A 14,364-nucleotide genomic window follows, 5' to 3' on the forward strand; every position below is an offset into this window, starting at 1 on the left:
CTTTTGCTCAGCCATTTGCCTGCGTTACATGCGTTCGCAGATAAAAAAACGGGCATCTGATGCCCGTTTTATGATTTCTGCTTAACGTTCCGCTTCCGGCAGTTCGTTCAGATGGTAGGTGACGCGCTCCGACAGGCCGCGAATATCACCCCCGGTGATGTAGTAGCTGTCGTCCTTCTGGTTCGGGTTGCTGACTGCGTAACCCAACATCTTGTTGATCAGCGTCGCCATCTGGTAATGGTTGAGCGGCACCTGTGGGCTGATAGCGCTCATCGTATACGCCGGATCGTTACTGAAGTAGAGGAACGGCACCTGGGCAATCGGCATTTCGACAATCGAGTGGCCGAACAGCCCGCCATCACCCACGCGTTCGCCGTGATCTGAGGTAATAAACACCAGGACCGGCAGTCTGGATTTCGCCATCGCGGTACGGATTGCCGAGGCCAGCTCTTTGTCGTACAGGCGCACGGCATCATCGTACTCATTTTTCTTCTGCGCCACGTCGTCACTCAGGCGTGGGGTAGAGAATTTCGCGAAGCCCTGCGGAATGTTGCGCTCATACGGAATATGCGGCGCACGGCTGTTCAGCACCATCAGGAAAGGCTTGTTCCAGTCCAGCTTCGCCTGCTCAACGGAAGGGGTTAGCACCACATCGGCACCGACGTCCGGCGCCGGGCGGATCTGCGTATCTTCCCACAGGTCGATATCGTGGATACCAATCCAGTTGCTCAGCCCTTCCAGACCCTGGGCAGAGATAAACGCCGTCTGGTAGCCCTGCTTTTTAGCATTGGTAAAGATGTTGGTCGACTTCGACTTATAAGCATCGTAGTTGTCCGGCTCGCGCAGGTTATTGACCAGCATCGGGATCGCCACGCGGGTCGAAACCGCGTTCGAGACGATCAGCCGACCCGTACCCTGATACTGCTGCATCAGGGCTTTCAGTTCCGGCGTGGTGTCGCGATCGTAGCCCAGGGCGCTGACGTGATGCGGGTTGAGGCTTTCACCAATCGCCAGGATGATGGAGTATTTCCCGGCGTGACTGCCTTCCACCGGTGTGACCTTATACGGCTCATAGTGCGTTATGCTCTGGTTTTCGCCGGAAAGGGCTTCAGGGATCAGGCGAATAGCGCTGTAACTCATGGCCGACAGACCGTTACGCAGTAAGGAGTGGCGCAGATCCGGGTTGAATTTATACATCTGCCCGTCGATGGCTTTATAGAACTGACCGGCAAACATCACCACGATAGCCAGCAGGCACGGCATCGCCACCCACTTATGCCACTGCGGTGCCAGACGACGAGTAAAGACCAGCGCAAAGATTACTGCGACGGCCATGATGGCAAAGTAGATCCCAAGCGATCCCAGACTGTCCGTAATGCCGCTGGCGATATCTTTGGTTTCGACAAAGGCCAGCCACACTTCACTCGGGCCATAAAACTGGCCGTAGAACTGGTAATAAACCGCTTCCGATATCTGCACGATAAAGGTAACCGCCAGCAGCAGACGGGTGAGGAAATAGCGGGCGCTGATAGCCGCCAGCAGGGAAATGATCAGATACAGCGACATGTCGCTGGATTTCGGCTGATAAACATGGTCTTTCAGCAGGATGATGATTTCACACAGTGAAAACAGCACCAGCAAAACCAGCGTGAGTATCACGGTACGCAGAATAGTGCGGCGCGGCGTGTGTGACGATTGTGAGGATGTTTTAAACATGAACGGACTCAAGGTTACTTAAAACTTTTTAGTCAGCGGGCGAATGGCTTTACCGAAACCAAAGCGCAGTGCACGAACCAGGGTAGGGCGTTTATGCAGTCCTTTACGCCAAATATCCTCAAACAGGCTGAACCAGCGCGCGGCGACCGCTTCGCGGGAATAAACCTGCAGACGTTTATCACCCTGCTCGCGCATCTGACGATACAGGTCTGGATTGTTTTTAAGCCGCATGATGGCCTCAAAAGCCTCATCCGGCGTTTTGGCGATCAGGTAGTCGAACTCGCTTTCGCGGATCGCGCGGTACGATGGCTCGTCGTCGCAGATCATCACCGTTTTGCCCAGCCAGTTGTTAATCAGCTTGCTGGCTGGTTTGCGCGCCAGCTTGTGGTCGTGCGATTTACGGAAACTGATACAGACGTCCACGTCCTGATAGTCAGTCCAGTTATCAAAGGAGATACGCAGGTCAATGCCTTGCTCGGCAAGACGCTGTTTAAAGGCCTCGCTGCGGAACGCCTCCGGGAAGCTGTCGACGCGGCCAAAAAAGGCCACGGTTTTGACGGTTTCATCAGTACGCTCACGCGGTTTCACCCCTGGCTGTGGCCAGTACGGAACAAAGATGCGGTTGCTGCGGTTATCGACTTCCGGGTTCTGATCCACAACCACGTCCGCGCCAATTACCGGTGGGCGGTCGGCACGTGCGACGACGGTCACCCCACGCCAGGGTTTGACGCGCGATCCAAAATCATCGTTATGCATCAGGTTGATGGCATCCGGGCGGCACTCCGATCCAAAGGAGCACTCAATGTCGTCACCGTAGTAGTGTTTCAGCGCCAGAGTTGTCTGGAACGTCCAGCCGCCGCGACCGCCGCAGTAGAAACGCTCCGGGATGGTATCCGGGTTGACGCGGTTATCCAGCAGCGTCTGGAAGTCTGCATAGTTTTTGGCGATGAAATCAGCGCGGGAGACCGCATGTAATTTAAGTTTGCTCATAATGTTCGTTAGCCGATGATTTTTTTAAGGCGGAAGTAACGACGCCCCAGGCGCCAGCGCTGGCGTAAACCGCGCGCGTTTTTCCAGATCATCGACCAGATGCCGCGATCGAACAGTTCCTGGGTGATTTCGCGTTTTTTCGCGCTGTCTTCGATATTGTTAATGCTGTGCAGAATACCCAGCCCTTCTTTGGCAATTTGCCACTGACAGGCCGGGGCGCGCTTCACCTGTTCTGGATAGCGTTTATTAATGGCATCCAGCATTTCGAGGATTTTCATATAGTGGCGTGAAGAGCGCATCCGCGTATCGTCAGTGCCGGGCGTGTGGGAAACCGATGCAGAGTGAATCAGATAGTCATAATAGACTTCATCCACATATTGCACGCGTTTGGCCGTCAGCAGCACTTCTGTGGTCCAGGGAATATCCTGATGGCGCAGCCCGTGTTCGAAGGTAAAACCCTGGGCTTTGATAAAGGCGTGGCGATAGATATTCAGCCAGGTGACATGCAGGAATTTACGTGAGGCCAGTGCCATCTGCAGCCACTCCGGGCCGTCGAGCACGCCTGTAGACGCGAGCTTGTCGGACGGAAAAATCTTTTTCGACGGGCGGCCGTCGTCATAAATATAGGTGCCGTTGCAGGTGGCGACATCCAGCTGGCCTGCAAAGGCAATATCCAACAGACGCTGGTACATGCCTGGATAAATAACGTCATCGATATCGGGGAAGGCAACGTATTCGCCTGTTGCGAGGGCAAGGCCAGTATTACGTGCGGCCGATACGCCGCCATTAGGCTGATCGATTATCTGGAAATGGCTAAATTCACTGGCATAGCGGGCAATAATTTCAGCTGAGCGATCCGTTGAGCCGTCATTAACAATAATGAGTTCGAGGCTCGATAAATTCTGCTGTTTAATGCTGTCAAAAAAAGCGCTCAGGAATTTTTCGCCATTAAAAACGGCAACGATGAGGCTTAATTGAGGCGTTTCAGACATGCTTTCTCCGTAAAAATACGCAGCAATAAAAAGGGTATAACGAGGCCATTTGCTGGCAATTCGACAGCCGACAGGCTAAAGCGTTCCGCGCCAGGGTGATTATTCCCCTGGCGCGTCAGAGTGATCAGGACGTTTGCTTTTCGGTGTTTGCAGGGCGCAGCGCGCACATGCCAACCAGCAGGCCGGTCAGTAACATATACTGCTCCAGATAGTGATCTTTGAGGTTGTGATCGACCATGGTCCGGCAGAAGAAGCCGATGGTAAAGAGCAGCAGGAACATCCCCACCATCATTTTGCCACGACGGAATTCTCGCCAGCCGATATACCAGCAGCCCACCAGCAGAATCAGCCAGCCTGCAATGCCAATAACACCGTTCTGAATGCCAAATTCAATCAGGCCATAGTGGCTATGGGGAATGTTGATACGGTTATCCTGGGTATCCCGGCGCAGCACATAGCGGAATGCCTCTTTTTTGGCCCCTACGCCTGCCGGATGCTCGGCAATCAGGTTCCACCCCTGATGGAAGAAGCTGGCCCGGCAGCCGTTGGAGTGGTTCATGGCGACACCCTGGCTGTTAACCGGTACCGTTCCGTCTGTTTTGTTGTAACAAAAGCTGGTGAAGGGGGCGTTCCAGCCAGCAATGGCATCACTTTCCAGGTTTTGCCAGCGTGGATCGGTTTTCCATGAGGCGTAACCGAGCAGCGCAGAAGCTACAATAATCCCGACGAGGATCCCCCCGGTGACGATCACCCGGCTGCGACGCATGCTGTGCAGGCTCAGCAGGATAAAGGTCGAGAACAGGCTGCCAACCAGGCCGATAGTGCCCCAGCGGGTATCCACCAGCGCGGTACACAACAGGTTACTTATTAGCATTAATGCCAGAACCGGGGTTTTCAGGCGCAGGAAGCGTTGATGCAGCAGACCACGTGCCAGCAGCTCGGCCATCAGGAAGCCGGTGATCATATTGACCTGGAAGCTCATGCGGGTGCGGTTATAGACAATCCGCGTTTCGCCCCAGTGAATATAACCGTCGCGCCAGTAGAGCCAGAGTGAATCCAGTAAATGTACGCAGACCACGCCCCAGAAGAAGAGGATCACCAGCGTAAAGAAGCGGGCGGCAGACATCGAGGGGTAAGTTCTCTGAATCGCCGGTAATAATACCAGGCCAGCGCAGAACAATAATACCGGGCGTAGCCACTGGCCACTCCAGGCAGAAACCATTTCTTTTATGTCGGGGGCGACAAAAAAACCATTAATCACAATAAAGAAAGTTAACGCCCATATCACAATAAGAACGAACTTAATTTTGCTTAAATCCAGCCGTTGTCTGGTTGTTACTCCATTAAAAAACAGGCCAAGTGCCACGGCGACAATGGGATAAATCAACCCATTGCGGTGAAAAGGTAGCTGATCGTTGGGAATAGGCCAGATAAAACATAAAGCCAGTACAGCAAGGACTAACAGACCTGTCAAAATGTTACGAGTATTTGTCATATATTTTGGGCTGGTTAAGGATTTTTCGGTTCTTGACCGGCTGGTTAACAACGCTGTGAGCGATCTCCACGGTTTTTCCGTGGGAAATAAAAAGCCAGAGAAAACTATCACAAATACCTGACCTACAGAAGGACAATGTTTGTAAGCAAGAATAATCCGTTAGGCGCTTTCCGACACCAGGCTTTATGTATTACCCGGGCCGTAAAGGTTATAATTTGCTGCTATGGCAAGTTCTTGCACAATAAACAGGAAAAGTATGCATATTGTTCACACTGAAGCAGACGGTGGTAAGGGCGGACAGCCATTACGCATCATTAATGAGTCCTTAGGGATGATTCAGCGCGGCCATCAGGTGACCATACTTTGCCCGGAGAGTGCACCGCTACACGGCCTGGCACGTGATGCCGGGTTAACGGTGGTGACGATGCCACTTCGGCGTAAGAACCTGCAAAATCTCCAGCTGCTGCGCCACTGGCTGAAAGAAAACCGTCGATCTATTGATGTCATCAATAGTCACAATTCCGCCGATACCTGGCTGGTGGCGCTGGCTAATCTCACCCTGTCAGATCCGGTTCCGCTGGTGCGTACTCGTCATGCCTCTGGCGTGCCGCGCAATAACTGGACTACCCGCTGGCTGTTTCGCAAAGCCTGTGCCCATATCGTGACCACCGGGGAAGCGTTGCGCCAACAGATGGCAGACATTGGCGTGCCGATGGCCCAGAGCACGTCTGTGCCGAGCGGCGTGGATACACAGCGTTTTCACCCGGCGGATAAACAGGCTGCCCGTGAACACTGCGGCCTGACGCAGGAGGATTTCTGGCTGGGCGTGGTGTCGCACCTGCGGCCTAATAAAGGTCATAGCGTGCTGCTGCGCGCGCTGGCCGCCGTTGATCATCCGCACATCAGGCTGGCGATTGTCGGTGAAGGGCCGCATAAAGCGACGCTGGAGCAGGAAATTATTGACCTGGGATTGCAGCAGCGGGTGGTCATGGCAGGCCATCGCAGCGATCCAGAACGCTGGTTCCCGGCCTTTGATGTCGCGCTCAGTCCCTCGCATGATATGGAAGGCGTTCCGCAGGGGGTGTTGCAGTCACTGGCGTCGCGGATCGCCACCATCGCCACCGACGCGGGCGGCACGGCAGATGCGGTGATTAACGGCCAGACCGGGATCCTGATTGCGCAGCGCGACGAAACGGCGCTGCGCGAAGCCATTGTGCAGTTATACGAAAATGCCGCGCTGCGGGAAAAGCTGGCGCAGCAGGGGTACGATTACCTGTGCAGCCATTTCACTCGCGAATGCATGCTGGAGGCGATGGAAAAAGTCTTTGCCACTGCGGCTCAGCGCAGCAGGTCGCGATAGAGCGCCTGCAGCTCTTTTGCCATCCGCTCCAGGGTGTAAGGCTCAGCAGTGGCGCGTGCCGCTGCTGAATAATCGACACCCTGCTCACGGCCCTGAAGCCAGTGGCTTATCACCTGCTGATACCCGTCGCTGTCGAGCGCGTCGCGCACCCAGCCGTTAACACCCTCTTTAATCCACTCCGCCGCGCCGCAGCCATGGCTGGTAAGCAGCGGCAGGCCACAGGCCAGCGCTTCGACACAGACATTCGGGAAGGGATCGTAAAGTGTCGGCAGGATCAGCGCATCAGCGGTGCCGTACACCTGGCGCACATCAGCAACCGGCCCCAGAAAACGCACCCGTGATGCCACCCCGAGGGTCTCGGCCAGCTTTTCGAATTTGCGCGCATGCTTATCACGCCCGGCAATCAACAGCCAGACATCAGGGTGAGGGACCAGCGCGCGCAGCGCCGTTGCCACCCCTTTACGGCTGAACCCGGAACCGACATAGGCCAGCACCGGTGCCGTCGGCGGGATCCCCAACGCATCACGTTGGGAAAGCGTGCGCACCTCAGGACTGAAATGAGCGGTATCCACACCGTTGTAGATCACCGTCAGTTTGTCATCCGGCAGGCTAAAACGGCGGGCGATATCATCCCGCACCATTTTCGAATTGCAGATCACCTTGCGCAGCGCAGGATGGGTAAACATCTGCGCTTCCGCCTGCAAAATATAACGGTGGTAGCGGCTCAGGGACTGCGCCCAGCGCGCCAGCGGCGACTGGATGCGGTTGTACTGCTCAAGCCAGGTGGCGTGTACGCCGTCTCCGGCGCGGAAAATGGTTGCCCCGGGAATACGCTCATGACTCTGCACGATATCGAACTGCGCAAACTGCGCCGCCGCGGCCCCGGCAAAACCCGATTCGCGATCGAGGCGGCTGCGGAAGGAGGGGTTAACTGTCAGGGTTTTCCAGCCAGCGGCGTCTTCCCACTGACGGGCGATCAGCGTCACGTCCAGGTCTGTATCCTGGGCCAGCACGTTCAGCGCGCGGGAGACAAAACGCTCCGCGCCGCCGTTGGGGTTATAGGTCTGTCGAACGATAGCCAGCTTCATGCCGGGTTTTCCAGCAGTAGGGTATCGATGGCGCTCAGCACCATTTGCGGGGTGATCGCCGTAATGCAGTCGGAGACGCCGCTGTCGCCGCAGCCCGCTTTACCGCAAGGCTGGCAGGTAAATCCGGCGGTGATGACGCGGTAGTTCACCCCCCACGGCGCCCACTTGATCGCCCCGGTCGGGCCGAAGATGGCGACAGTCGGCGTTCCCACCGCGCTGGCGAGGTGCATCGGCATCGAATCGACGCCAAAGTAGACCCGCGCGTGCTTCATCAGCGCGCCCAGCTCTTTCAGGTTTAACTGGCCGCTTAAATCGAACACCGGCTGGGTGAGCGCGGCACGCAGCGCATCCATATAGGCGGTCTCTTCTTTTGACGGCGCGGCAGAGAGGATAATCGGCAGGCCGCGGGCCGCCAGGTTATCAATGGTTGCCGCCAGCTTATTAATATCCCAGGCCTTAAACATCCAGCGCGACGTCGGGTGCACCAGAATGTAGGAGTGGCTCGCCAGCCCAAAGCCAGCCAGTTTCTCTGCAATCGACGCTTCCGCCGCGTCGCCAGGCACAAACAGGGTATGTTTATCGGCGTCGATCTGCGGATGAATGCCGATCCGCCGCAGCGCATCCAGATTCACTTCCACCATATGGCGGCTGTTATCCTGGATCGCCGGATAGAGGGTGGTGAAGGATTTCACCCAGCGGCGGCGCGCCAGCCCACTGCGTTTATCGGGCTTAAAGCCGACGGAAACGCGCGGTTTCAGGCGTCGCGCCAGACGCGCGCCATGCCAGTGTTCGGTAAGGTTGATCAGCACGTCATACTGACGCGCCTTCAGGGTATTCAGTAGTGCACGGTACAGGCGGAACTGTGCGAACCAGCCTTTTTTGCGCCAGTTGCGGCCAATGGTGTGCACCTGATCGATAAACGGATGGCTGGTGAGCATCGCCTGGGTGTCGTCATACACCAGGGCATCCACTTCGACATTAGGGTAGTTTTTTTTCAACACCGTAAAGACCGGCGAGGTCAGCAGAACGTCACCGTGATGACGCAGCTTAACGATCAGCACGCGCTTCGGTGGGCGCTCCGCTGAGAAAAAATCAGACATAGGCTCTCTCTGCTGCCAGCAAAGGCTTTAATTGCGCAAAGACCGCAGCGGCGGAAAGGTCGCTCAGCTGCGATGAATGTTCCGGGCGGCAGATATATTGATTTTTGCCATAGCCGCCAATCAGACCCGGATCCGTCGGGCCGTAAAGCGTAATATTAGGACGATCAAGCGCCGCCGTCAGGTGGCTGAGGCCGGTATCCACCGACACCACCGCCGTGGCGCCAGCCAGCTCTTGTGCCACGCCGTCCAGCTTCATGCGCGGCAGAACGTCCACGTAATCAAAACCTTCAGCCAGACGCTTCGCCCGCGCTTCTTCATGCGGGGCACCCCACGGCAACCTGATGCGCAGGCCAGTACCGCTCAGCAGGCCGATAAGATCGCGCCAGTGGGCTTCCGGCCAGTGTTTGTCATCACGGGTGGTAGCGTGCAGGAAGATGAGATAAGGCGTGCCCGCCTGCTCTGCACCGTGCAGGAAATGCCGGGAAATGGCGTAATCGCCCTGCATTTGCGGTTTCGCATAGCCCAGGCTTTTGGCGAACAGTTCCCGGGTGCGTTCCACCGCGTGCTGCTGCTTCGCAATCGAGTGGCGGCAATTGTAGAACAGGCTCGCCAGCGGCTCGCGGGCGCTGTGCCAGTCCATACCGTGCTTCACGCCATGCGCCAGCCGGGTAACGAGTGCCGCGCTTTTGACCAGCCCCTGAGCATCGATAATCGCATCGTAATGCCGGGCCTGAACCGCGTCGCGAAAGGCCTGACGTTCGGCCTTAATTGGCGCGGAGAACCAGGCTTTACGCCAGCGTCGGATCGCCACCGGGATCACCCGGTCTACGGCTTCATGCCAGCCTGGGATCTGCGCGAAGCCTTCTTCCACTACCCAGTCAAAACGAATGCCCGGGATAGCCTGCATAGCATCGGTGAGCGAGGGCAACGTATGCAGCACGTCGCCCATAGAGGAGGTTTTAACGATCAATACCCGCATCCGTTATCCTTCTTCGCTCAACAGCAGCTCGTTAAGCTCGTCCAGGACACGCTGCGGGGTAATGTCGATCAGGCTCTGGTGATAGCCTTCGGCGGCGTCGCCCTTACGCACTTTGTGGTAGCCGGTGATGAGGCGGATCACGCGCGCTTTATGCGACAGCGGCGGGGTAAAGTCCGGGCTGCTTGGGCCGTACAGCGCCACCAGCGGGCGGTTCAGTGCTGCGGCAACGTGCATCAGGCCAGAGTCATTGGTGACCACGGCTTTACAGGCGGCAAGCAGGATGACGGCCTGCTCCAGCTGGGTTTCCCCTGCCAGATTACGGCACCAGGCCTGCTGCTCAATGCTCAGCGCGGCGAGAATTTCATTCCCCGCCTCATGATCTTTCGCCGAGCCGAACAAGACAATCTGATAGCCTTCGTCGATTAACTGCTTCGCCAGCTCGGCATAGTGATAGTGCGGCCAGCGCTTCGCCGGGCCAAATTCCGCGCCAGGGCAGAAGCCAATCAGAGGACGATCGGCCAGCAGGCCAAAGGCGTTGCAGGTGTGGGATTTTTCACCCTCGTTGACCTGGAGCTGCGGCCACAGCAGCGGCTGGGGCAGATCTTTTGCACTGCGCATCACGCCTTTGTCGTAGGCCAGCGCCACATAGCGCTCCACCATCAGCGGCCAGGCCTCTTTATCCAGGATTCGCGCGTCGTTCAGCAGGCCGTAGCGCATCTCGCCACGCCAGCCGGTGCGGTGCGGCACGCCGGCAAAGAAGGGCACTAACGCCGATTTAAAGGAATTCGGCAGGACATACGCGCGGTCATAGCGTTTTTCGCGCAGGTTATGGCCGAGCTTGCGGCGCTCTGCGAGTTCCAGCGCCCCATGGCCGAGCGGCATTGGGATCGCCTCGTTCACTTCCGGCATCCGCGATAACAGCGGACGGCACCACGCGGGTGCCATCACGTCGATTATCGCCTGGGGATAGCGCGCCTTGAGCGTGCGATAGAGACTTTGCGACATCATCATGTCGCCCACCCAGGACGGGCCAATCACCAGTATTCTCATCGGTTACTTGCCTTACGCGTCGCGGTTCAGCCAGGCCATATATTCCGTTACGCCTTCGGCAACGGTTTTGAATGGCTTGTCATAGCCAGCGGCGCGCAGGTTGGTCAGATCCGCCTGAGTGAACGCCTGGTAACGGCCTTTCAGCTTATCCGGGAACGGGATGTACTCAAGGCTGCCTTTCTTATGGTATGCCAGCGCCGCATCCGCCACCGCCTGGAAGGATTCCGCGCGGCCCGTGCCCAGGTTGAAAATACCGGAAACACCGTTTTCCCAGAACCACAGGTTTACCGCCGCCACATCGCCCACGTAAACGAAGTCACGCTTGAAGCCATCGCTGCCTTCGAACAATTTCGGACTTTCGCCATTATTGAGCTGAGTATTGAGGTGGAATGCCACGCTCGCCATGCTGCCTTTATGGCCTTCGCGCGGTCCGTAGACGTTGAAGTAGCGGAAGCCGACGATCTGCGAGTTCGCTTCTGGCAGCACCTGGCGCACGTATTCGTCGAACAGGAACTTAGAATAGCCGTAGACGTTCAGCGGCTGCTCATATTCGCGGGATTCAATAAAGTCAGAGGTACGGCCGCCGTAAGTTGCCGCAGAAGAGGCATACAGGAACGGAATTTCACGCTCCAGGCAATAGTGCAGGATCTCTTTGGAGTACTGATAGTTGTTATCCATCATGTACTTGCCATCCCACTCGGTGGTGGAAGAGCATGCACCTTCATGGAAGATGGCCTCGATCTCACCGAACTCTTCACCCGCCATAATCTGGATAAGGAAATCTTCTTTATCCATGTAGTCGGCAATGTTCAGATCCACCAGGTTAACGAACTTGGTGCCGTCTTTCAGGTTGTCCACCACCAGGATGTCGGTGATGCCTTTGTCATTGAGGGCCTTAATAATATTGCTGCCGATAAAGCCCGCGCCGCCGGTAACGATGATCATAGCTGTAACCTTTGAAGTGTGGAGTCCGGGGACAATCCCGGACACTAATAGTCATATCATATCATTAGTATGACGCCCCATCAGCCATTCACAGACATACACTTCATCCTTCAGGCTGCCAGGCGTTGCCTGAGCTTAGAAGGCCCGGTCACCTGGTTCGCTATGCTCCCGGGCATTTCTTCCCTTGCCGCCCTGATGCATCCTGAATGATTTTGTGTACATGTAACAAATGCGTCACGTGATTTATGCTGCAAAAACGATAACTCTTAATGTGTCATCTCGTATCGGGGTATAGCTTTGGGTAATATGTGCCGAAATTTGCCGAGTCTGGAGAATTGCAATGCGTGGTGATTTTTACAAACAGTTAAACAGTGACCTGGAAACCGCGCGTGCGGAAGGGTTGTTCAAAGAAGAGCGAATCATTACTTCCGCTCAGCAGGCCGATATCACCGTTGCCGACGGCAGCCATGTGATTAACTTCTGCGCCAACAACTATTTAGGTCTTGCGAATCACCCTGAGCTGATCGCTGCCGCGAAGGCGGGCATGGACACCCACGGTTTTGGCATGGCCTCCGTGCGCTTCATCTGCGGCACCCAGGACAGCCACAAGGCGCTGGAGAGCAAACTGGCTGCGTTCCTCGGCATGGAAGATGCGATTCTGTACTCTTCCTGCTTCGACGCCAACGGCGGTCTGTTTGAGACCCTGCTCGGCGCGGAAGATGCCATTATTTCCGATGCCCTGAACCATGCGTCGATCATCGACGGCGTGCGTCTGTGTAAAGCGAAGCGTTTCCGCTACGCCAACAACGATATGGTTGAGCTGGAAGCGCGCCTGAAAGAGGCCCGCGAGGCGGGTGCGCGTCATGTGCTGATCGCCACTGACGGCGTGTTCTCTATGGACGGCGTGATCGCCAACCTGAAAGGCGTCTGCGACCTGGCGGATAAATACGATGCGCTGGTGATGGTCGATGACTCGCACGCGGTCGGGTTTGTTGGCGAAAACGGCCGTGGCTCCCACGAATACTGCGACGTAATGGGCCGCGTGGACATCATCACCGGCACGCTGGGTAAAGCGCTCGGCGGCGCGTCCGGCGGCTACACCGCTGCGCGTAAAGAGGTGGTGGAGTGGCTGCGTCAGCGTTCCCGGCCGTATCTGTTCTCCAACTCGCTGGCTCCGGCCATCGTTTCCGCCTCCATCAAAGTGCTGGAGATGGTGGAGTCCGGTGCCGAACTGCGTGACCGTCTGTGGGCCAACGCCCGTCTGTTCCGCGAAAAAATGACCGCTGCGGGCTTTACTCTGGCTGGTGCCGATCACGCCATTATCCCGGTCATGCTGGGTGATGCGGTGGTGGCGCAGAACTTTGCCCGCGAGCTGCAAAAAGAAGGGATTTACGTCACCGGTTTCTTCTTCCCGGTGGTGCCAAAAGGTCAGGCGCGTATTCGCACCCAGATGTCGGCGGCGCATTCCCCTGAACAAATTGAGCGTGCGGTGGAAGCCTTTACCCGCATCGGCAAACAACTGGGCGTGATTGCCTGAGGACGAGTGATGAAAGCGTTATCCAAACTGAAAGCGGAAGAAGGCATCTGGATGACCGACGTACCGGAGCCGGAAGTCGGTCATAACGATCTGCTGATCAAAATTCGTAAGACCGCTATCTGCGGTACTGACGTGCATATCTACAACTGGGACCAGTGGTCGCAGAAGACCATTCCAGTACCTATGGTCGTCGGTCACGAATATGTCGGCGAAGTGGTGGGCATCGGCCAGGAAGTGAAAGGCTTTAAGATTGGCGATCGCGTTTCCGGCGAAGGCCATATCACCTGCGGCCACTGCCGTAACTGCCGCGGTGGTCGTACCCACCTGTGCCGCAACACCGTTGGCGTAGGCGTCAACCGCCCGGGCAGCTTTGCGGAATACCTGGTGATCCCGGCGTTTAACGCCTTCAAAATCCCGGACAATATCTCCGACGATCTGGCTTCCATCTTCGACCCGTTCGGTAACGCGGTGCACACGGCGCTGTCGTTCGATCTGGTGGGTGAGGACGTGCTGGTCTCTGGCGCAGGCCCAATCGGCATCATGGCGGCAGCGGTAGCGAAGCACGTGGGCGCCCGCAATGTGGTGATCACCGATGTAAACGAATACCGTCTGTCGCTGGCACGCAAGATGGGCGTCACCCGTGCGGTGGATGTGTCGAAAGAGAACCTCCAGGACGTGATGGAAGAGCTGGGCATGACCGAAGGCTTTGACGTGGGTCTGGAGATGTCCGGCGCGCCGCCAGCGTTCCGCACCATGCTCGATACCATGAACCACGGTGGCCGTATCGCGATGCTGGGTATTCCGCCGTCAGATATGTCCATCGACTGGAACAAAGTCATCTTCAAGGGTCTGTTCATCAAAGGTATTTATGGCCGCGAGATGTTCGAAACCTGGTACAAGATGGCAGCCCTGATCCAGTCTGGTCTGGATCTCTCTCCGCTCATTACCCATCGCTTCTCCATCGATGAGTTCCAGCAGGGCTTTGACGCAATGCGTTCAGGCCAGTCCGGGAAAGTTATCCTGAGCTGGGATTAAACGAAAAGCGCCTGCGGGCGCTTTTTTTCGTTGGCCTCACGTTTTTCGGTCCACAACCGGATAATTCACAGCTTTTC

At 56.6% G+C, this 14,364-nt stretch carries 12 protein-coding genes; 3 read left to right on the plus strand and 9 right to left on the minus strand.

Annotated features, from left to right (window positions below; genetic code table 11):
* Positions 1-81: 81 nt before the first annotated feature.
* The 4 genes from ACF8PE_RS09575 to ACF8PE_RS09590 form a co-directional block, all read right to left on the minus strand.
* The gene (locus tag ACF8PE_RS09575) at positions 82-1,716 is read right to left on the minus strand and encodes a sulfatase-like hydrolase/transferase (protein ID WP_059309008.1); all 1,635 of its coding nucleotides are present in this window, start codon (positions 1,714-1,716) and stop codon (positions 82-84) included.
* A gap of 18 nt (positions 1,717-1,734) precedes the next feature.
* Positions 1,735-2,706, minus strand: coding sequence for a glycosyltransferase (locus ACF8PE_RS09580; RefSeq protein WP_032615716.1), 972 nt, complete (start codon positions 2,704-2,706; stop codon positions 1,735-1,737).
* A gap of 8 nt (positions 2,707-2,714) precedes the next feature.
* Positions 2,715-3,698 carry a glycosyltransferase gene (locus tag ACF8PE_RS09585; protein ID WP_392494800.1) on the minus strand — a complete coding sequence of 328 codons (984 nt, stop codon included), beginning with the start codon at positions 3,696-3,698 and terminating at the stop codon, positions 2,715-2,717.
* 124 nt (positions 3,699-3,822) lie between these two features.
* Complete coding sequence (locus ACF8PE_RS09590) at positions 3,823-5,193, minus strand: O-antigen ligase family protein (RefSeq protein ID WP_392494801.1); 1,371 nt, start codon at positions 5,191-5,193, stop codon at positions 3,823-3,825.
* Positions 5,194-5,449: 256 nt separating this feature from the next.
* Here ACF8PE_RS09590 and ACF8PE_RS09595 point away from each other — a divergent pair, with 256 nt between their 5' ends.
* Complete coding sequence (locus ACF8PE_RS09595) at positions 5,450-6,553, plus strand: glycosyltransferase family 4 protein (protein WP_155166181.1); 1,104 nt, start codon at positions 5,450-5,452, stop codon at positions 6,551-6,553.
* On the opposite strand, the gene ACF8PE_RS09600 is transcribed toward ACF8PE_RS09595, so the two are convergent.
* The 5 genes from ACF8PE_RS09600 to rfaD are packed head-to-tail and all read right to left on the minus strand — an operon-like array spanning position 6,532 to position 11,715.
* Positions 6,532-7,641, minus strand: a complete 1,110-nt coding sequence (locus ACF8PE_RS09600) for a glycosyltransferase family 4 protein (RefSeq protein ID WP_392494802.1) — start codon at positions 7,639-7,641, stop codon at positions 6,532-6,534. The genes ACF8PE_RS09595 and ACF8PE_RS09600 overlap by 22 nt on opposite strands.
* Entirely contained in the window at positions 7,638-8,741 is a 1,104-nt protein-coding gene (gene rfaQ / locus ACF8PE_RS09605; RefSeq protein ID WP_059309005.1) for a putative lipopolysaccharide heptosyltransferase III, read from the minus strand. Before rfaQ ends, ACF8PE_RS09600 begins: the two co-directional genes overlap by 4 nt.
* The gene (gene rfaC, locus ACF8PE_RS09610; RefSeq protein WP_200142679.1) at positions 8,734-9,720 is read right to left on the minus strand and encodes a lipopolysaccharide heptosyltransferase RfaC; all 987 of its coding nucleotides are present in this window, start codon (positions 9,718-9,720) and stop codon (positions 8,734-8,736) included. The genes rfaQ and rfaC overlap by 8 nt, the downstream gene beginning before the upstream one ends.
* Before the next feature lie 3 nt (positions 9,721-9,723).
* Entirely contained in the window at positions 9,724-10,770 is a 1,047-nt protein-coding gene (rfaF, locus tag ACF8PE_RS09615; RefSeq protein WP_032615725.1) for an ADP-heptose--LPS heptosyltransferase RfaF, read from the minus strand.
* A 12-nt stretch (positions 10,771-10,782) separates the two neighbouring features.
* Positions 10,783-11,715, minus strand: coding sequence for an ADP-glyceromanno-heptose 6-epimerase (gene rfaD / locus ACF8PE_RS09620; protein ID WP_032615727.1), 933 nt, complete (start codon positions 11,713-11,715; stop codon positions 10,783-10,785).
* A gap of 340 nt (positions 11,716-12,055) precedes the next feature.
* Between rfaD and kbl the strand changes: the two genes are divergently transcribed.
* Together kbl and tdh are read left to right on the plus strand one after the other, a co-directional pair.
* Positions 12,056-13,252: a glycine C-acetyltransferase gene (gene kbl, locus ACF8PE_RS09625; RefSeq protein WP_032615729.1), complete on the plus strand. Its 1,197-nt coding sequence runs from the start codon at positions 12,056-12,058 to the stop codon at positions 13,250-13,252.
* 9 nt (positions 13,253-13,261) lie between these two features.
* Entirely contained in the window at positions 13,262-14,287 is a 1,026-nt protein-coding gene (gene tdh / locus ACF8PE_RS09630) for an L-threonine 3-dehydrogenase (protein WP_032615731.1), read from the plus strand.
* The last annotated feature ends 77 nt before the right edge of the window (positions 14,288-14,364 follow it).

The organism is Leclercia sp. GLN_9 (genome assembly GCF_043105735.1).
In the GTDB taxonomy this organism is placed as follows: Bacteria; Pseudomonadota; Gammaproteobacteria; order Enterobacterales; family Enterobacteriaceae; genus Enterobacter; species Enterobacter adecarboxylatus.

What these genes read in the sequence shown, in the direction of transcription:
- ACF8PE_RS09590 (WP_392494801.1), bottom strand. Translation starts at nt 5,193, where the DNA reads ATGACAAATACTCGTAACATTTTGACAGGTCTGTTAGTCCTTGCTGTA.
- rfaD (WP_032615727.1), bottom strand. Translation starts at nt 11,715, where the DNA reads ATGATCATCGTTACCGGCGGCGCGGGCTTTATCGGCAGCAATATTATT.
- ACF8PE_RS09580 (WP_032615716.1), bottom strand. Translation starts at nt 2,706, where the DNA reads ATGAGCAAACTTAAATTACATGCGGTCTCCCGCGCTGATTTCATCGCC.
- tdh (WP_032615731.1), top strand. Translation starts at nt 13,262, where the DNA reads ATGAAAGCGTTATCCAAACTGAAAGCGGAAGAAGGCATCTGGATGACC.
- rfaC (WP_200142679.1), bottom strand. Translation starts at nt 9,720, where the DNA reads ATGCGGGTATTGATCGTTAAAACCTCCTCTATGGGCGACGTGCTGCAT.
- ACF8PE_RS09575 (WP_059309008.1), bottom strand. Translation starts at nt 1,716, where the DNA reads ATGTTTAAAACATCCTCACAATCGTCACACACGCCGCGCCGCACTATT.
- ACF8PE_RS09600 (WP_392494802.1), bottom strand. Translation starts at nt 7,641, where the DNA reads ATGAAGCTGGCTATCGTTCGACAGACCTATAACCCCAACGGCGGCGCG.
- rfaQ (WP_059309005.1), bottom strand. Translation starts at nt 8,741, where the DNA reads ATGTCTGATTTTTTCTCAGCGGAGCGCCCACCGAAGCGCGTGCTGATC.
- ACF8PE_RS09595 (WP_155166181.1), top strand. Translation starts at nt 5,450, where the DNA reads ATGCATATTGTTCACACTGAAGCAGACGGTGGTAAGGGCGGACAGCCA.
- ACF8PE_RS09585 (WP_392494800.1), bottom strand. Translation starts at nt 3,698, where the DNA reads ATGTCTGAAACGCCTCAATTAAGCCTCATCGTTGCCGTTTTTAATGGC.
- kbl (WP_032615729.1), top strand. Translation starts at nt 12,056, where the DNA reads ATGCGTGGTGATTTTTACAAACAGTTAAACAGTGACCTGGAAACCGCG.
- rfaF (WP_032615725.1), bottom strand. Translation starts at nt 10,770, where the DNA reads ATGAGAATACTGGTGATTGGCCCGTCCTGGGTGGGCGACATGATGATG.